This is a genomic window from Pandoraea sp. SD6-2 (genome assembly GCF_000389825.1).
In the GTDB taxonomy this organism is placed as follows: domain Bacteria; phylum Pseudomonadota; class Gammaproteobacteria; order Burkholderiales; family Burkholderiaceae; genus Pandoraea; species Pandoraea communis.
In genome coordinates this window covers 77,191-94,587 of sequence record NZ_KB944431.1, presented here as the reverse complement: position 1 = coordinate 94,587, position 17,397 = coordinate 77,191, and the positions used below count along the sequence as shown (strand labels likewise).

Sequence of the window (17,397 nt, the reverse complement as noted above, 5' to 3'; positions counted from 1 at the left end):
CAGCATGAGCAAACCCTCCTCTACAAGCGGCCACAAAGACACGCCGGTGGACACCACACCCGCACAAGGCGGGTGCCCGTTCGGGCATCAGGGCGCAGACAACGCGACGGGCGACGCGAAAGCCTCGCAAAGCGCGCCCGCCGACGCGACCCAATGGCACGATGCTCAACTCGATTTTTCCAAGAGCATGAGCTACGGCGACTACCTGTCGCTCGATCCGATTCTGAATGCACAACATCCGCGCTCGACCGATCACAACGAGATGCTGTTCATCATTCAGCATCAGACGAGCGAGTTGTGGATGAAGCTCGCGTTGTACGAATTGCAGGCGGCACGCTCTGCGGTTCACAACGACGAATTGCCGCCCGCATTCAAGATGCTTGCGCGGGTATCGCGCATTCTCGAACAACTGGTTCAGGCATGGAGCGTGCTGGCGACGATGACGCCGTCCGAGTATTCGTCGATGCGTCCGTCACTGGGTAGCTCGTCGGGCTTTCAGTCGTATCAGTACCGCATTCTGGAATTCATGCTGGGCAACAAGAATGCGGCGATGCTCAAGCCCCATTCGCATCGTCCCGACCTCTTCCAGCAGGTGGAAGCGGCGCTCAACGCCCCGTCGTTCTATGACGAGGTGGTGCATCTGCTCGCCCGTCGAGGCTTCGCGATTGCCCCGGCACGGCTCGAACGCGACTGGACGCAGCCGACGCCTCACGACGAGACCGTCGAGGCGGCGTGGCTCGAGGTGTATCGCAATCCGTCGCAGCACTGGGAGTTGTATGAGATGGCCGAGGAATTGGTCGATCTCGAAGATGCCTTCCGCCAATGGCGCTTCCGCCACGTGACGACTGTCGAGCGCATCATCGGCTTCAAGCAAGGCACAGGCGGCACCAGCGGGGCACCCTATCTGCGCAAGATGCTCGATGTGGTGCTGTTCCCCGAGTTGTGGCACGTGCGAACGTTGCTGTGATGTCGTTGCGGTGAGAACACCTACCGCATAGATTCGGCGAGCGCCGCCCCTTTTTCCGGGGCTACAGCGCTTGCCCGCCCCCCCCCCTGACTCCGCTCCCGAGCCGTGCCTGTTGAGTCGCTACGTCAAGGGAGCGGACAATCACTGCCATCGTACGCCCCGCCGCGCAGCGCTCATCGTGTCGATGGGTGTCGTCGGATCGATATCGGTTGTGGATCGGGTTGGGGGCCGCCTGCGGTGCGACTTAAAGCGCATTGGAGTGCCGCAGGCGGCCCCCAACCCGATCTGCCACCAACCTAAGCCTGTCCGCTCAGACGCGCGGCCAGTTGCTTCAGACGCGGACCGATCTCCTCGCGGAAGAGCGCATCCGGAATCGACGACGACGGGCCGCTGCAACTGATGGCCAGCCAGCGGTTTTGCCGCACGTCACGGAGCGGCACTGCGACCGCATTCACGCCTTCATGCCACTCGCGAAACGAGTAGCAACATCCCTCGCGCCTGTACGACTCGATCCCTTTCTCGACGCCGGACTGGAGCACGTCCCAACCGACATTGCGCAACGCGGCCGGATTCGCATCGTAGGCATCGCGTAGATCGGCGAGCATCGTCTCACGCTCGATCGAGGGCATCGCCGCGAGGTAGACGCGCCCCATCGAACTCGTCAGCATCGATAGACGTGAGCCCGCCGTGAGACCCAGCGTGAGGTGCGCCGAGTCGCTGCGGATGGTTTCGAGATACATCATGTCGATACCTTCCCGGCAACCGAGTGAAATGGAACACCCCATTTCCTTGGCCAGCGCTCGCATGTGCGGGCGAGCCAGCGTCAGCATGTCGGTACCGCTCAGGAACGCGTACCCCAAGGCCAGCACGCCGGCATCCAGTGCGTACTTGCCAAGCTCGGCGTCGTAGCGCAGATACCCCAGCGCCGTCAGCGTGTAAGCGAGGCGACTGACGGTCGCCTTCGGCAGCCCGGTGCGTGCTGCAAAGTCGCGGTTACCCAGCAGCGCGTCGTCGGGTCCGAAGGCGCGCAGCAGATCGAGACCCCGTGCGAGTGCCGTGACGAACTTGCGCTCGTCGTGCGAAGGCGGCACGCCATGGGCCGGCGCACCGGTGAAGGCTGACAGGGACGTTTTGACCACAACCATCGCGCACTCCGCTTCAAATAGGTTCGGCCAGTACACGCACTGGCCGTTGCCTGACAAAAAATTTTAGTGTTAAACTAACTTCGATTTCAGAACATTGTTCCGCATTGCGGAACTTTCGTCAAGTCGACGAGCTTTCCCGGTGCGGGATACGGCAACGTATGCCGCACATGCGCCAAACGGGCCGACGAGGATGGCGTCGGCCAATTTTTGAGAACGTCGGAGGAGATAGGTCATGGCAGGCAATGCACAGTTTCATTGGGAAGATCCGCTGTTGCTGGACGCACAGCTCACGGGCGAAGAGCGCATGATTCGCGACGCCGCCGCCGCGTACTCGAACGACAAGCTCGCGCCGCGCGTGCTCGAAGCATTCCGTCATGAGCGCACCGACGCCGCCATCTTTCGCGAGATGGGTGAGATCGGCCTGCTCGGCCCGACGATTCCCGAGGAATACGGTGGCCCTGGCCTGAGCTACGTGGCCTATGGGCTGATCGCACGCGAAGTCGAACGCGTCGACTCGGGCTATCGTTCGATGATGTCGGTACAGTCGTCGCTCGTCATGGTGCCGATCTTCGAATTCGGCAGCGAAGCACAGAAGCAGAAGTACCTGCCGAAGCTGGCCAGCGGCGAGTGGATTGGTTGCTTCGGTCTGACCGAACCGAACCACGGTTCCGATCCGGCCGGCATGACTACGCGCGCCAAGAAAGTTGCAGGTGGCTATGAATTGAGCGGCGGGAAGATGTGGATCACCAACTCCCCCATCGCCGACGTCTTCGTGGTCTGGGGCAAGCTCGCCGACGAGAATGGCGAGGAGAAGATTCGCGGCTTCATTCTGGAAAAGGGCTGGAAAGGCCTGTCGGCCCCGGCGATTCACGGCAAGGTCGGCCTGCGCGCCTCGATCACCGGTGAGATCGTGATGGATCAGGTGTTCGTGCCGGAAGAGAATCTGATGCCGGGCGTCTCCGGCCTGAAGGGGCCGTTCACCTGCTTGAACTCGGCGCGTTACGGTATCGCCTGGGGTGCGCTGGGCGCCGCTGAATTCTGCTGGCATACCGCGCGTCAATACGTGCTCGACCGTCAGCAGTTCGGCCGGCCGCTCGCCGCCAATCAGTTGATCCAGAAGAAGCTCGCCGACATGCAGACGGAAATCACGCTGGGCTTGCAAGGCTGCCTGCGTCTGGGCCGCATGAAGGACGAAGGCACCGCGGCTGTCGAGATCACGTCGATCATGAAGCGCAACTCGTGCGGCAAGGCACTGGACGTCGCACGTCTGGCACGCGACATGCTGGGTGGCAACGGCATCTCCGATGAGTTCGGCATTGCCCGTCACCTCGTGAACCTCGAAGTGGTCAACACCTACGAGGGCACCCACGACATCCACGCACTGATTCTCGGCCGCGCGCAAACCGGCATCCAGGCGTTCTTCTGATCGATCGTCACGAGGGATCGGGTTGCATGAACCGCGAGCGGTCGCGCAGTGCAGATCGCGCAGCGCATCGCGGTTCATGCGACTTGTCTGGTACGCGTCGTTTCTCAGGCCGCACTTCGCGGGCCGTCAATCCCCCGGGCGACGGCGCGTACCAAACAAAAAAGCCAGCTCTGTCGAGCTGGCTTTTTCTCATCCGCTGTCTTCTGCGGCGTTAGCCGGATGACTTGTTCGGCTGCGGCGTGAGACGTAGATACGGACGCACGGCCTTGTAACCCTTCGGGAATTTCTCCTTGAGCACGGCTTCATCCTTGAGCGACGGGACAATCACGACGTCCTCACCATCCTTCCAATTACCCGGTGTGGCGACCGAGTAATTGTCGGTCAGTTGCAGCGAGTCGATAACACGCAGGATCTCGTCGAAGTTGCGGCCCGTGCTGGCCGGATACGTGATGATCAGGCGCACCTTCTTTTTCGGGTCGATCACGAACAGCGAGCGAACCGTCACGGTTTCGCTGGCATTCGGATGGATCATGTCGTAGAGCTGCGAAACCTTGCGATCGCCGTCGGCCAGAATCGGGAAATTGACCGTGGTGTTCTGAGTCTCGTTGATGTCCTTGATCCAGCCCTTGTGCGACTCAACGTCGTCAACCGACAGCGCGATGGCCTTCACGCCGCGTTTCTCGAACTCACCCTTGAGTTTTGCGGTCAGACCCAGTTCGGTCGTGCACACCGGCGTGTAATCGGCCGGGTGCGAGAAGAGCACACCCCAACCGTCACCAAGGAATTCATGGAACTTGATTTTGCCAACCGACGAGTCCTGCTCGAAATCGGGGGCAATGTCACCCAAACGCAATGTCATTTACGGTCTCCTTGAGAACCTTCAAGTCAGTGGGGTAAAGACTAAAGGATGCTAAGCTTTGCCAGAACGAATAAAAAATTGATTGCACATAATTATTCGCAATATGGCGCCCTCGGGGGATGTTGTTTTATGGCAACGATTCGTTGAAAGCGTTACGATAACACCCATATCCCCTTCGCATTTTCCTCCCAGAATCGGGTAACGACTACGTCGCATAGTGCACACCAACAAGGAGAAGTTTATGACTGATATCAAATCCGTATTGGCCGACGCCGAAGACCTGCTCAAACAAGCCGCCAACACGACCGGTGAGCGCGCATCCGAATTGAGCGACAAGGCCCTGACGCTGCTCAAGCAAGCCAAGGAAAAGGCTTCCGACGTGCAGGTGGTCGTTGTCGAGAAGAGCAAGCAAGCCGCTCGCGCGACCGACGACTATGTTCACGACCATCCGTGGCAAGCGGTGGGCATCGCCGCCGGTATTGGCGTGGTGATCGGCCTGCTGCTCAACCGCAAGTAAGCTGCGTCGACGCCAGTCGCTTTCTCGCCTATTCTGCCTATGGCGGAGCCCACCTGACCGGTGCGACGGGTCAGGTGTGCCGCCCACAAGTCCAGCCCATGACCGCCAATGATCGCACGACCCCGCCGCGGCCTTCACTGCGGCGCCTCGCCGGTGCGTTGCTCGAGATCCTGCAGTCGCGCATCGAACTCATCGGCATCGAATTGACCGAAGAGAAAGAACGTCTGATGGGCGTCGCTTTCCTTGGTCTGGCCGCGATGCTCTTCGGCGTACTCGCTCTCGTGTCGCTGGCCGCGCTGGTGATCGTGATTTTTTGGGACACCTATCGCCTCCAGGCCATGACCGGCATCTTCGTCGTGTATCTGTTGCTCGCCGGCTGGTGCGCATTGCGCGCGCGCAACATTCTGCGCGATGCCCCGATGCCGTTCGAAGCCACACTGGCCGAGTTCGAAAAGGACCGCGACGCACTGCGTCCGGACTGAAGGAGATCTGCCCGTGCCGCTGGAACAGAACCGCCCTCGCCGCACGCGACCGTCACGACGCTCGCGTCATGACCTCCTCGCCATTCGCAAGGAACTCGTGCTCACGCGTATCGCTGTTGAGCGCGCCGAACTGATTCAAGCCTCGCACGTTACGCGCGAACGCCTGCGCAATTTCCGTTGGGTACGCTATCTGCTGCCCGGTGGCTTTGCCAACCTCGCCAGCATTAGCGGCCTCGCCAGTTCCGGACTCAAGCTCGGCGGACTGCTTGAACGCTATCCGCTGGTCAGTTCCGTTGCCTCGCTGGCGCTCACCGGTTTGTCGCATACCCCTGTCGGACGCGTGGTACGCCGCAGTCTCAAGTGGGGCAGCCTCGGCGTTCTCGCATGGCAAGGGATCAAGCTCTGGCAGGAATCGACGAAGCCGTCGACGCCGAAAGCCGGTGCACCCTATCCGTCAGATATGTCCGACACACCTCGCGCGTCTGCGACAACCTCGTCCCGACGCAACGACATCGGCCCCCCGCCGGTCACGTAATCGCTGCGCCCCGGCTCACGCATCACAGCGTCGAGCCACACGGGCGCGTCCGTAGGCATTGATGATGATGCAAACGCGCCGCCCGTGCCCCGCAATGCGCACCGTCCCCGACAACCACCCTCGTGTCTGCGTTCGCATGAAACCGTCTTCTGCGAACGCGAGGCCTTCGGTGTTGTACAACCCCCATCGCACGTCGATACTCACGCCCGGTGGCAATGGCGCGTATCGCCCCAGCACTTGATCTCCCGCATCGAAGCGATCGTTGCGATTCTCGTCGACGAACGTCACCCAGCCGCTATTCAGACTCCCGCCGTCATGTGGGGCCATTGCCACGCGCCGGTGCCGTCCCAGCGCCTCGGAACGCGCTGCCTGCAGCGATGCCAGAAACGCTCGCGCCGTGATGTCTACCGCCCCCCGGCGGCGAACCGTGTCGATGGAAGGCGAAACCGCCATCAGTGCAACGGCGAGCACAGCCATCGCAATGACACACTCCAGCATCGTGACGCCGCGTGCGGCACGTAGATCAGGACGCATCGCAATGCTCGCTACGCGTGCCCGGCGCGAGTGTCACAGCACTGCTGTCATGCCACCTGGCAACCTCACGCCAACTCAACGAACGCGATGAAAACGATGCTAGTTCACCGCCACCACCCGCTTTCCCCGTTCGTTGCCGGACTTCATAGATCGCCTGCAAATACACGCGCGTGCCTGGCAACTCGCCACACCCCATCGCACTCACGCGATACCGCCGCACTGGCACGTCGCGCGTTTCCGGTTCGCCCGCCAAATACGCCGAATACGCGATTCTCTCGATGAAGTAGCGCGCCCTTCGCGTCGCAACGACGGCGGCACTGCCATTCCATTCGACCGTTCGCCATCTCGGCACACGGCGCTGGTACCAGATGTCACCGCGATGGTTCGCCTCAAGCACGCCCTGTGGTCCCGCCTCGAATGCCGGCACGGCAGCAATATCCGCAGCTCGCGCCTCATGCGTCAGCCAATCGCGCGCTTCGGCAAGCGCCCGGTCCGCCGCCGCAAACGCCCCTGCGCGATCGTTCGTATAGGCAACGAAACGGCTGGCCAATTGGCGATGGTGCATGCCGGATGCGGCAAGCGTCATCAGCGCCGCCAGCCACATCACCATGAAGACGCCAACCATTTCGCCTCCTCGCCGACGCCACCATCGTTGCGACGATAGGCCACCGCATTGAATACGTGCAGATGAACGTCACCGGCGTTGCCCAGCCGCTTGTACTCACGACCACCGGACGCCGCATCGAACACTTCGACCACCCGCGTGGTCCGTGGTTTGCCACCGCTTCGCGGCGCGCCGCGCAAGACCAGCGAAAAGGCCACCGCCGCGACGTTCTCCCATCCGCCCTCCCCGGGTGGCGGGCTTGGCGGCCTGCGGCGCAGACTTCTCACGGGCTCAACCCAACGTAAAGGCCCGGTCCCGCCGACGCGAAACCCTAGCCGAACGTACATCGCCTCCACCCCGCTCACCAGCACCTGTGCCGGATGCAGATCCGTCGAGCGCGTTTGACGCTCACCGTAGCGGCAGTAGAGCGAGGGAATCTCGTCCTCGCCCTTATCGACATAGAAGATGCTGAGATGTCTGTCGTCCAGACGTCCCGTCGCTCGGGTACGCATGCCCGCGCAGTTGTGGATGGCACCGTTGCCCTCCGACAATCCCGCCCCCTGGAACTGCACTTCCAGCAGTGAGCTGCCTTGCCAGCCCGATCGCGCACACGTGTCGACGGTGCCCGCGCATGCTGCACTCGCTCGCAACGACGGCCACTCGCGCTTCACAGGCCCCGGCGGCCAGATCGCGCCCTCCATCGGGTCCCAGTTCCGGTATCCCGCCATGCCGACGGCACGGGTGAGTTGGGTCAATGCAAAGATCGCGCGCTCGGTAACGTCGTATCGCTCCGCCTGAACCCGCCACAATCGAATGCCCGCGAGATAGATCGCGATCGCCGCCGTCACGATCAGCAACCCGAGCGGCATTGCCAGCACCCACTCAAGCAGCGTAAATCCCGCCATACGACGCACGCACGCCTTGTTCCCCCTGCCCAAACGCGGCGGCCACATCACGGGGATCGACGAGCGTGCCATACGTCGTTCCCCGCTTGCGCTGGCAATGCCAACGCGACATTTGTCTTCGAAGGAGCAAGCTCGGCGGATGTCATTGCCCCCGCCGCCTGCCAATGGGCGAAACCCTGCGCGCCTGCCATGAGCGCCGCCAGTGTGAACATGACGTCAAGCATTGCGCCCCCGCGAAAGCGGGTCTTGCAGCGCCCGCCGCTCGTCGGTTTCCCTTCCGCCGCCTCGCCTTGCGGCCTCCCCCGCGTACGCGACGGCAACGGCAACTGCCCTCGGCCTCGCCGTCCGCCAGCATCGCGCGATGGGGTTCGCCGAGCGCTTCGCATCGGCGGAAAGCGGTGATTAGCCAGCGTATCGCGAAGCGCCTGCCGGTCGGCGCGACGCCGCTGGTGTCGTCGATCCTGTTGCATGGTTCGGTCTCTCGTCTCGTTGATGACGCGTCCATCGTCGCCCACGCTTCGCCACACGCCAATCGGATGGCGCCGCAAAACCTGCCCCGTCATGCGCCACCTCACTTTCCACACGCGACGCCACATCCCTCAACGAACGTCCATAAAAAAAACGGCGACCGAAGTCGCCGTCTTTGGGCTGACCGCACCGAACGAGTTCGGCACCGCCTCATTGGCTCGTGACGGGCAACCGCGTGCCCGGCAACGTTATCCCTTCAGCTCGTCGACGAGTGCGACATAAGCTTCTTGCGCCTCTTCTTTCGACTTGCCTTTGAGCATTTCCCAGGCATCGAACTTGGCACGGCCGACGAAATCCGTCATGCCCGGACGCGTGCCGGACACGTCACCCTCGGTGCCTTGTTTGAAGAGCGCATAGATACGCAGCAATGTGAAATTGTCGGGGCGTTCCGGCAGCGTCTTGGACTGGGCTACCGCCTCGTCGAAGCGAGCTTGAAGATCGCTCATGGTGTCTCTCCCTGGAAAAGCAGTCAGCTTATATATGCCCCGTGCGACGATTCGCCACTGTCTGGAAACGCTCGCGTCGACGCTCGGGGTGTTGCGAATACAACGCGATCAAGGATAGCGACGAAGCGCTACGCGAGGTAGGGGCGAGCGTAGAACCCGGCGTCTAAACTTCTTGGGAACTGAGCCAATTTCTCGCACGACATGACGCACAAAAACGAAACGCCCGGCACATGGCCGGGCGTTTCGAAGTTCAAGCATTGCGTCTCAGCGAGACAAGTGGTTCACACCGCCGTCTGCCTCACGACATCGTCGACGCAAGCGACACGATCACGACGATGCTGCCGCAGGTGCCGACGCCGTCCCGGCGTTGGCCGGAACCGAGCGCTCTTCCCAACCACCGCCGAGCGCCTTGTACAGCGTGACGAGATTGCTCCAGCGCGCCAGACGCGTGGCGATCAGTGTTTGCTGCGCCGAGTACAGCGAGCGTTGCGACACAAGCGCGTTCAGGTAGCTGTCCACACCGTTGCGATAGCGCAGGTCCGAGAGCTTGTAGCTCTCGTCGCTCGCCTTGACGAGCGACTCCTGCGCCGAGACCTGATCGTCGAGCGTGCCGCGTGCGGCCAACCCGTCGGACACCTCGCGGAACGCCGTCTGAATCGCCTTCTCGTAGTTGGCGATCTCGATACGCTTCTGCACCTTGGCCAGATCGAGGTTGGCGACGTTCTGCCCGCCCGCGAAGATCGGCAGCGTGATGGTCGGTGCGAACGACCATGCACCCTGCCCGCCCTTGAACAGATTGCTCAGCGAGGCACTGGCCGTGCCGGCGTTTGCCGTCAGAGAAATCGTCGGGAAGAACGCCGCACGTGCGGCGCCGATGTTCGCGTTGGCCCCCTTGAGCGTGTGCTCGGCCGCCGTGACATCCGGACGCCGCAGCAACAGATCCGAAGGCAACCCGGCCGGCAAGTCGGTAAGCAGACCTTGCCCATCGAGCGGACGTCCCGGCGGCAAATCGGCCGGCAACGGCTGGCCGATGAGCAGCGCGAGCGCATTTTCGTCCTGTGCGACCTGACGCGTGTACTGCGCGAAATTTGCCCGCGCCGTATCGACCGGCGTTTGCGCCTGACGCAGATCCAGCCCGGAGGCCGTGCCCACGTTGAAGCTGCGCTTGGTCAGGTTATACGACGATTCCTGGCTCTTGAGCGTGTCGGCAGTGAGTTTGAGCAACTCCTGATCCGCCAGCCAGGTGAGGTACGCCGTCGCCACTTCCGAGATCAGCGTCATATGCGCTGCCTTGGCCGCGTCCTCGGTCGCCAGATACTTCTCCAACGCCTGATCCTTCAGGCTCTGGATGCGACCGAACAGATCGAGTTCATACGACGTGAAACCCACACCTACCTGATAGCTGCGGTTGATCCCGGCACGTCCCGACGACGACAAATCCGCCGGCGAGCGCTGAACCGACGCCTGCCCCGCCGCCCCGACCGAGGGCAGCAGCGCCGAGCGCTGGATCTGATACTGCGCACGCGCCGCTTCGATGTTGAGCATCGAGACTCGCAGATCGCGGTTGTTCTCCAGCGCGATCTCGATCAGCTTCTGCAGGCGAGGATCGGTGAAGAAATCTCGCCAGCCCAGATCGGCGGCTGCCAGGGCATTGCTGCCGGCAGTACCGTTCTGGTTCGCCGCCCCGGGCGTCTTGTAGGCCGGGCCAGTGGGGAACGACGTGGCCACCGGTGCCTCGGGCCGCTCATAGTGCGGCGCGAGGGTACAGCCTGCCAGGAACGCTGCCGCCAAGGCCATCGGCAATGCATTGTGCTTCATAGTCAGTTTCCTTCCTTGGCGGGGCCGGCGTCGAGCGGCTCGTGACGCGCTTCCGGATGTTCCACGGTATCCAGTTCCTCATGAGCGAAGCGCTTGCGCACCATCACGAAGAAAATCGGCACGTAGTAGATGGCCAGGAACGTTGCCGCCAGCATACCGCCGATCACGCCGGTGCCGATAGCGTGCTGCGAGGCCGAGCCGGCGCCGTTCGAGATCGCAAGCGGCAACACCCCGAGAACGAACGCCATCGACGTCATCAGGATCGGGCGCAACCGCAGTCGCACCGCCTCCATCGTCGCTTCCATCAGCGAGCGGCCTTCCTCTTGCAGATCCTTGGCAAATTCCACGATAAGAATCGCGTTCTTCGCCGACAGACCCACCGTGGTGAGCAGCCCCACCTGGAAGTACACGTCGTTCGACAACCCGCGCAGCGTTGCGGCCAGCAGTGCACCCAACACACCCAGCGGCACCACCAGAATCACCGAGAACGGAATCGACCAGCTCTCGTACAACGCCGCCAGACACAGGAACACGATCAGGATGGAGATGGCGTACAGCGCCGGTGCCTGCGAGCCGGAAATGCGCTCTTCAAACGACAGCCCCGTCCACTCCAGACCGATACCCGGAGGCAGTTGCTTTGCAATTTCCTCCACGGCCTTCATGGCGTCACCCGACGACTTGCCCGGTGCCGGCATCCCCTGAATTTCCACCGCAGGCACGCCGTTGTAACGTTCCAGACGCGGGGAGCCGTAAATCCACTTGCCGGTGGCGAAGGCCGAGAACGGCACCATGGTTCCGCTAGCGTTGCGCACGTACAGCTTGTTGATGTCCTGCGGCAGCATGCGGTCCTTCGGTTCCGCCATCACGTACACCTTCTTCACGCGCCCCCGGTCGATGAAGTCGTTCACGTAGGACGAACCCCACGAGGCCGAGAGCGTGGTGTACACATCGGCAATCGACAGCCCAAGTGCCGCCGCCTTTTCTTCGTCGACGTCCACCTTGTACTGCGGCGTGTCGTCAAGACCGTTCGGACGCATGTTCGCCAGATTCGGATTCTTTGCAGCCAAACCGAGGAGCTGGTTACGCGCCGCCATCAACGCGTCGTGGCCGAGGCCTGCGCGATCCTGCAGTTCGAAGTCGATACCGCCCGCGTTACCCAGTTCAGGCACCGACGGCGGGTTGATCGCGAAGATCATGGCGTCCTTCACGCTCGCGAACGCCTTATACGAACGCGCAATCACCGCCTGCACCTTCAGATCGGACGACTGACGGTCTTCCCACGGACGCAGCATCGTGAACGCCAGACCCACGTTCTGACCACGGCCGTTAAAGCCGAAGCCCGTCACCGTGAAGATCGAACGCACGGCGTCCTTTTCCTTCTCGAGGTAGTGCGTCTCGACCTGCTTCATGACTTCGAGCGTGCGCTCTTGCGACGCGCCCGGCGGCAATTGCACCAGGTTGAAGAAGTAGCCCTGATCTTCATCCGGCAAGAACGCCGTCGGCATGCGCATGAACAGGAAGCCCACCGTCGCGACGATCACGACATAGACGATCAGGAGCGGCGTGCTGCGCTTCAGAATACGCTCCACCTGCCCCTGATACTTCTTCGAGCCCTTGTCGAACGTGCGGTTGAACCAGCCGAAGAAGCCGCGCTTTTCGTGCACTTCGCCCTTCTTGATCGGCTTGAGAATCGTCGCGCACATGGCCGGCGTCAGCACGATGGCCACCAGCACCGACAATGCCATGGCTGCCACGATCGTCAGCGAGAACTGGCGATAGATGGCCCCTGTCGAGCCGCCGAAGAACGCCATCGGCACAAACACCGCCGAGAGCACGAGCGCCACGCCTACCAGCGCGCCGACGATCTGGTCCATGGCCTTCTTCGTCGCTTCCTTCGGACTCAGCCCCTCTTCGGCCATCACCCGCTCGACGTTTTCCACCACCACAATGGCATCGTCGACGAGCAGACCGATGGCGAGCACCAGACCGAACATCGACAAGGTGTTGATGGAGAAGCCTGCCGCGCCCATGATGCCGAACGTACCGAGCAACACGACCGGCACGGCGATCGTCGGGATGATCGTTGCCCGCAGGTTTTGCAGGAACAGATACATCACCAGGAACACGAGCACGATACCTTCGATGAGGGTCTTGATCACTTCTTCGATCGAGATCTTCACGAACGGCGTGGTGTCGTACGGGTAATCGACCTTCATCCCGGCAGGGAAGTACGGCTCCAGATCGGAAACCGCCTGCTTGACCGCCGTGGCCGTTTGCAGCGCGTTCGCGCCCGTAGCCAGCGTGATGGCCAGACCCGCGGCAGGCTTGCCGTTATAGCGTGCAACCACCTGGTACGATTCGCCGCCGAGTTCGACACGGGCGACGTCGCCCAGACGCACCTGCGAGCCGTCCTTGTTGACCTTGAGCAGAATCTTGCGGAACTGCTCCGGCGTTTGCAGACGGCTTTGCGCCGTCACGGTCGCGTTGAGCTGTTGCCCCTTGACCGCCGGCGCACCGCCCAGCTCGCCCGCCGAAATCTGCACGTTCTGCGCCTGAATGGCGCTCGAAACGTCAATGACGGTCAGGTTATAGCCGTTCAGTTTCTGTGGATCGACCCAGACACGCATCGCGTATTGCGAGCCAAAGAGCTGCACCTGACCCACGCCGTTCACACGGCTGATCGGATCCTGCACGTTGGCGGCAATGTAGTTCGCAAGGTCGATGTCGGTCATCCGGCCATCGTCGGAGTACGCGCCGATCACCAGCAGGAAGTTCTTGGTCGCCTTGGCCACCTTGATACCCTGCTGTTGCACCTGCTGCGGCAGCAGCGGCGTGGCAAGTTGCAGTTTGTTCTGCACCTGCACCTGTGCGATGTCCGGGTTCGTGCCCTGCGAGAAGGTCAGCGTGATCTGCGCCGTACCCGAGCCGTCGGACGTCGACGACATGTACTCGAGGTTGTCGATACCGTTCATCTGCTGTTCGATCACCTGCGTGACCGTATCCTGAACGGTCTGCGCCGAAGCGCCCGGGTAGGTCGCAGTGATCTGCACCGAAGGCGGTGCGATGGGCGGATATTGCGAGACCGGCAGCTTCAGGATCGAAAGCGCACCGGCCAGCATGATGACAATCGCGATCACCCACGCAAAAATCGGGCGATCGATAAAAAACTTTGCCATGAATGAGGCTCCGCGTTATTGAGCGTTGGCGGCCGAGGCAGTGCTCGCCTGCGAGGCAGGCACCGCAGCAGCCGGTGCGCTGGCACCCGCCGGAGTCGCCCCCGGTTGTTGCGCCGGCACAGCCTTTGCCGGTGCGCCCGGGCGTACCTTCTGCAGACCCGACACGATCACCTGATCGCCCGCTGCCAGCCCCGAACTCACCAGCCACTTGTCGCCGATCGCGCGATCGGTCACCAGTTGACGCAGTTCGACCTTGCCTTCCTTGTTCACGATCAGCGCGGTCGGCTGGCCCTTCTGGTCACGTGTGACACCCTGTTGCGGCACGAGCAGCCCCCCTTCCTTCACGCCTTCCTGAAGCTTGGCGTGCACGAACATACCGGGCAGCAACTCACGATTCGGGTTCGGGAAGATGGCGCGCACGGTCACCGAGCCGGTCGACTGGTCCACCGTGATGTCGGAGAACTGCAGCTTGCCTTCGAGCGGGTACTTCGTGCCGTCTTCCAGCGTCAGTTCCACCTTGGCGGCGTTCTTGCCCCCGCTTTGCAGCTTGCCGTCGGCCAGCGCACGGCGCAGACGAAGCCCTTCCGTCGCCGATTGCGTCACGTCCACGTACATCGGATCGATCTGCTGAACGGTCGTCATCAGCGTGGCGGCCCCCGATTGCACGTAAGCGCCTTCGGTCACCTGCGACAACCCCGTACGGCCCGAGATCGGGGCCGGCACGTCGGTGTAGCCGAGGTTGATTCGCGCCGTTTCGACCGCCGCCTTGCCGGATTGCACATCGGCGTCGGCCTGCAGCGCAGCGGCGACGGCGTTGTCGTAGTCCTGCTTCGAGACAGCCTCGACTGCGACCAGTTGCTTGTAGCGATCGGCCAGCAGCTTTGTCGAGGCCTGATTCGCGGTGGCCTTGGCCAAGGTGGCCTTGGCGTTGTCGTAAGCCGCCTGATACGTGGCCGGATCGATCTTGTACAGACGCTGGCCTGCCTTGACGTCACCGCCTTCGGTGAAATCGCGCTTGAGCACGATGCCATCGACACGCGCGCGCACGTCGGCAACGCGGAAGGGCGAAGTGCGTCCTGGCAGGTCGGTCGTCAGTGTTACGTTCTGAGGTTGCAGCGTCACGACGCCGACTTCCGGCACCATGCCCTGCGGCTGCTGCGGCTTCTTGCCGCATGCGGCCAAGGTCAATACCGCGAGTGCCACGGCCGTGACCATCCCCAGTGAACTTCTCTTGACGTGCATATACGCCCCCGATAAATGGAATGCGGTCAAACAAATTGACGATACGTTGCGACGATTGCGGTTGCGACGATTGCAGCGGCGAAGACCGGTCTGCAGTCCCGTCGCATAAAGACGGGTCGGCGAATGCCCAAGGCCCGGGTGATCTGGCCTCAAATGGCTCCCTCACATGGGTGAGGCTTTTCCCCTAGACGAAGGAGCTTAAATGTTCCCTGTGCAATAGAGCAAGCGGCTGCTATTATAGATACATTCATGAATGTATGTAAATCACATTGCGTTGCATCAAAGTGCACCGTGTTTTTCATCGCATTTCGCAAAATTTCCGCCGCCCCACCCCTGTGACACGACGATGGCCCGTAGAACCAAAGAGGAAGCGATCGAGACCCGCAATCTGTTGCTCGACACCGCCGAGACGGTGTTCGCACAGAAAGGGGTGTCACGCACATCGCTCGCCGACATCGCCGAAGCCGCTGGCCTGACCCGCGGCGCCATTTACTGGCACTTCAAGAACAAGATCGACCTGTTCAACGCCATGATGGATCGCATCCGTCTGCCCATGGAACGCATGATCGACGAGGTATGCACCGAGCCGGAGAACGGCGATCCGATGGAGCGAATGCACGATATCTGCAAGCTCGTGCTCAAGGAGACGGCGCGTAACGAGCGCCGCCGTCGCGTGCTCGACATTCTGTTCCACAAGTGCGAATACACGAACGAGATGCTCTCGGTGCTCGAGCGTCAGCGTGAAGCGTGCGCCGACGGCAAGCAGCGCATCATGAGAGACATGGAACGCGCCATTGAGCGAAATCAGTTGCCGAAGCGTCTCAACACGCGCGTGGCGGCGATCATGCTGCACGCGCTTGTGGTCGGCATGATGTCGGACTGGTTGTTCCTGCCCGACTACGATCTCGGCGTGGAGTGCGATGCGGTGGTCGACGGCTTCTTCGACATGCTGCGCATGAGCCCGGCGATGCTGCGCCCGGAGAGTGAAACGCCACAGGCCGGCCTCGCCTGAGCGCACGCGTCGAACGGCGCATCCGGTCTTTCGAGACCACCCCCTATATTAATTAGCAGGCGCCCGTCACCGGGCGCTTGTTCGTTGGTGCCCGCCTCTGCGCGAGGTGGCGTACATCGTCCCGCTTGTCCCGATCGTCCCGATTTCTCCGTTTCACAACGCGTGAGTTGCCGCACCGCACGACTTTCGGACACCGCCATACGGCAGATACCTACACAGCGTCGCAGCGTTATATATAATTCTACATAACGCGTTGCCCCACTTCGCGACCTGCAACCCGGCCTCGCTGCCCGATTGCATCCACGAGTCAGCTCAAGGCGCGCGACCTGTTCGCCGCCAGACATCGAGCCGACCTAGCCACCCCATGCTGGAGACCACATTCGTGAAAGCTGTCGTCATCGCTAGCCTGAAGTCCCGAACCCCGCGCAAGTCCGGCACGATGCTGCGTCGCGCACTGGGCGTTGCCGCCGTCGGCACGAGCCTGTTGTTTGCCGGCCACGCCGCAGCCCAGCAAGTGTTCGCCGCGGCCAGCATGAAAGACGCGCTCGATGACTTGTCCGCCGCCTACACCAAGGAAACCGGCAAGAAGCCGGTGCTCGTGTACGGCGCGAGTTCGACGCTGGCCCGCCAGATCGAAAAAGGCGCACCGGCCGACGTGTTCATCTCGGCCGACCAGGACTGGATGGACTACGCCCAGAAGCATGACCTGATCGACACCAGCACACGTCGCAACCTGCTTGGCAACGAATTGGTGCTGATCGCGCCGGCCACCACCACGGGCGACATCGATCTGAAGCCGGGCGCCGACCTCGACGCGAAGCTCGGCGATGGCCGCCTCGCCATGGGGGATCCGGCCCACGTGCCGGCGGGCCTCTACGGTAAAGCGGCGCTCGAGAAGCTCGGCATCTGGTCGAAGGTGCAAGGCAGGGTCGCCGCCGCCGACAACGTGCGTAACGCCTTGCTGCTGGTCGCGCGCGGTGAAGCGCCCTACGGCATCGTGTACAAGACCGACGCCAACGCCGAGAAGCGCGTGCGCATCGCCGGCACGTTCCCGGCCGACAGTCATGCCCCGATCGTCTACCCGGTTGCCGTGACGAAGCAGGCCAACCGTGCCGACGCCGATCCGTTCTACAAATTCCTGCAAACCCCCACGGCTCAGGCCACGTTCCGGCGCTTCGGCTTCAGCCGTCCCTAAGCATGT

General features: G+C 62.3%; 16 protein-coding genes. 7 read left to right on the top strand and 9 right to left on the bottom strand.

The window, feature by feature from the left end; genetic code table 11:
* The first annotated feature begins 4 nt into the window (after window positions 1-4).
* The gene (gene kynA, locus C266_RS07965) at window positions 5-967 is read left to right on the top strand and encodes a tryptophan 2,3-dioxygenase (protein ID WP_010808505.1); all 963 of its coding nucleotides are present in this window, start codon (window positions 5-7) and stop codon (window positions 965-967) included.
* A 296-nt stretch (window positions 968-1,263) separates the two neighbouring features.
* Here kynA and C266_RS07960 read toward each other — a convergent pair whose 3' ends face one another.
* A complete protein-coding gene (locus tag C266_RS07960; RefSeq protein ID WP_010808504.1) occupies window positions 1,264-2,112 on the bottom strand; it encodes an IclR family transcriptional regulator in 849 nt (282 codons plus the stop codon).
* Between the two features lie 232 nt (window positions 2,113-2,344).
* Between C266_RS07960 and C266_RS07955 the strand changes: the two genes are divergently transcribed.
* A complete protein-coding gene (locus C266_RS07955) occupies window positions 2,345-3,538 on the top strand; it encodes an acyl-CoA dehydrogenase (protein WP_010808503.1) in 1,194 nt (397 codons plus the stop codon).
* A 211-nt stretch (window positions 3,539-3,749) separates the two neighbouring features.
* Here C266_RS07955 and C266_RS07950 read toward each other — a convergent pair whose 3' ends face one another.
* Entirely contained in the window at window positions 3,750-4,397 is a 648-nt protein-coding gene (locus C266_RS07950; RefSeq protein WP_010808502.1) for a peroxiredoxin, read from the bottom strand.
* Window positions 4,398-4,611: 214 nt separating this feature from the next.
* On the opposite strand from C266_RS07950, the gene C266_RS07945 reads away from it, so the two are divergent.
* The 3 genes from C266_RS07945 (at window position 4,612) to C266_RS26120 (ending at window position 5,931) form a co-directional block, all read left to right on the top strand.
* Window positions 4,612-4,914 (top strand): YqjD family protein, encoded by a 303-nt coding sequence (locus C266_RS07945; RefSeq protein WP_144265750.1) that lies wholly within the window; start codon window positions 4,612-4,614, stop codon window positions 4,912-4,914.
* 98 nt (window positions 4,915-5,012) lie between these two features.
* Window positions 5,013-5,396 (top strand): phage holin family protein, encoded by a 384-nt coding sequence (locus C266_RS07940; RefSeq protein WP_010808500.1) that lies wholly within the window; start codon window positions 5,013-5,015, stop codon window positions 5,394-5,396.
* Window positions 5,397-5,409: 13 nt separating this feature from the next.
* Complete coding sequence (locus C266_RS26120) at window positions 5,410-5,931, top strand: DUF3318 domain-containing protein (protein WP_010808499.1); 522 nt, start codon at window positions 5,410-5,412, stop codon at window positions 5,929-5,931.
* Between the two features lie 15 nt (window positions 5,932-5,946).
* Here C266_RS26120 and C266_RS07930 read toward each other — a convergent pair whose 3' ends face one another.
* The 7 genes from C266_RS07930 to C266_RS07900 form a co-directional block, all read right to left on the bottom strand.
* Window positions 5,947-6,465, bottom strand: a complete 519-nt coding sequence (locus tag C266_RS07930; protein WP_010808498.1) for a GspH/FimT family pseudopilin — start codon at window positions 6,463-6,465, stop codon at window positions 5,947-5,949.
* Window positions 6,455-7,090 carry a pilus assembly protein gene (locus C266_RS07925; RefSeq protein ID WP_010808497.1) on the bottom strand — a complete coding sequence of 212 codons (636 nt, stop codon included), beginning with the start codon at window positions 7,088-7,090 and terminating at the stop codon, window positions 6,455-6,457. Before C266_RS07925 ends, C266_RS07930 begins: the two co-directional genes overlap by 11 nt.
* Window positions 7,069-8,046 (bottom strand): PilW family protein, encoded by a 978-nt coding sequence (locus tag C266_RS07920; RefSeq protein WP_010808496.1) that lies wholly within the window; start codon window positions 8,044-8,046, stop codon window positions 7,069-7,071. The genes C266_RS07925 and C266_RS07920 overlap by 22 nt, the downstream gene beginning before the upstream one ends.
* Before the next feature lie 644 nt (window positions 8,047-8,690).
* Window positions 8,691-8,948: an acyl-CoA-binding protein gene (locus C266_RS07915; protein ID WP_010808495.1), complete on the bottom strand. Its 258-nt coding sequence runs from the start codon at window positions 8,946-8,948 to the stop codon at window positions 8,691-8,693.
* A gap of 327 nt (window positions 8,949-9,275) precedes the next feature.
* Window positions 9,276-10,766, bottom strand: a complete 1,491-nt coding sequence (gene adeC / locus C266_RS07910; RefSeq protein ID WP_010808494.1) for an AdeC/AdeK/OprM family multidrug efflux complex outer membrane factor — start codon at window positions 10,764-10,766, stop codon at window positions 9,276-9,278.
* A 2-nt stretch (window positions 10,767-10,768) separates the two neighbouring features.
* On the bottom strand, window positions 10,769-13,942 hold the full coding sequence (locus C266_RS07905; RefSeq protein WP_010808493.1) for an efflux RND transporter permease subunit: 3,174 nt from the start codon (window positions 13,940-13,942) through the stop codon (window positions 10,769-10,771).
* Between the two features lie 15 nt (window positions 13,943-13,957).
* On the bottom strand, window positions 13,958-15,184 hold the full coding sequence (locus C266_RS07900) for an efflux RND transporter periplasmic adaptor subunit (RefSeq protein ID WP_036662063.1): 1,227 nt from the start codon (window positions 15,182-15,184) through the stop codon (window positions 13,958-13,960).
* A gap of 346 nt (window positions 15,185-15,530) precedes the next feature.
* Between C266_RS07900 and C266_RS07895 the strand changes: the two genes are divergently transcribed.
* Both C266_RS07895 and modA read left to right on the top strand, forming a co-directional pair.
* Complete coding sequence (locus C266_RS07895) at window positions 15,531-16,196, top strand: TetR family transcriptional regulator (RefSeq protein WP_010808491.1); 666 nt, start codon at window positions 15,531-15,533, stop codon at window positions 16,194-16,196.
* Between the two features lie 382 nt (window positions 16,197-16,578).
* Window positions 16,579-17,391, top strand: a complete 813-nt coding sequence (gene modA / locus C266_RS07890; protein WP_246831157.1) for a molybdate ABC transporter substrate-binding protein — start codon at window positions 16,579-16,581, stop codon at window positions 17,389-17,391.
* Window positions 17,392-17,397: the final 6 nt, after the last annotated feature.

Bases quoted from the DNA above. Each gene is read 5' to 3' on its own strand.
- kynA (WP_010808505.1), top strand. From the start codon at position 5: ATGAGCAAACCCTCCTCTACAAGCGGCCACAAAGACACGCCGGTGGAC.
- C266_RS07960 (WP_010808504.1), bottom strand. From the start codon at position 2,112: ATGGTTGTGGTCAAAACGTCCCTGTCAGCCTTCACCGGTGCGCCGGCC.
- C266_RS07955 (WP_010808503.1), top strand. From the start codon at position 2,345: ATGGCAGGCAATGCACAGTTTCATTGGGAAGATCCGCTGTTGCTGGAC.
- C266_RS07950 (WP_010808502.1), bottom strand. From the start codon at position 4,397: ATGACATTGCGTTTGGGTGACATTGCCCCCGATTTCGAGCAGGACTCG.
- C266_RS07940 (WP_010808500.1), top strand. From the start codon at position 5,013: ATGACCGCCAATGATCGCACGACCCCGCCGCGGCCTTCACTGCGGCGC.
- C266_RS07930 (WP_010808498.1), bottom strand. From the start codon at position 6,465: ATGCGTCCTGATCTACGTGCCGCACGCGGCGTCACGATGCTGGAGTGT.
- C266_RS07925 (WP_010808497.1), bottom strand. From the start codon at position 7,090: ATGGTTGGCGTCTTCATGGTGATGTGGCTGGCGGCGCTGATGACGCTT.
- C266_RS07920 (WP_010808496.1), bottom strand. From the start codon at position 8,046: ATGGCACGCTCGTCGATCCCCGTGATGTGGCCGCCGCGTTTGGGCAGG.
- C266_RS07915 (WP_010808495.1), bottom strand. From the start codon at position 8,948: ATGAGCGATCTTCAAGCTCGCTTCGACGAGGCGGTAGCCCAGTCCAAG.
- adeC (WP_010808494.1), bottom strand. From the start codon at position 10,766: ATGAAGCACAATGCATTGCCGATGGCCTTGGCGGCAGCGTTCCTGGCA.
- C266_RS07905 (WP_010808493.1), bottom strand. From the start codon at position 13,942: ATGGCAAAGTTTTTTATCGATCGCCCGATTTTTGCGTGGGTGATCGCG.
- C266_RS07900 (WP_036662063.1), bottom strand. From the start codon at position 15,184: ATGCACGTCAAGAGAAGTTCACTGGGGATGGTCACGGCCGTGGCACTC.
- C266_RS07895 (WP_010808491.1), top strand. From the start codon at position 15,531: ATGGCCCGTAGAACCAAAGAGGAAGCGATCGAGACCCGCAATCTGTTG.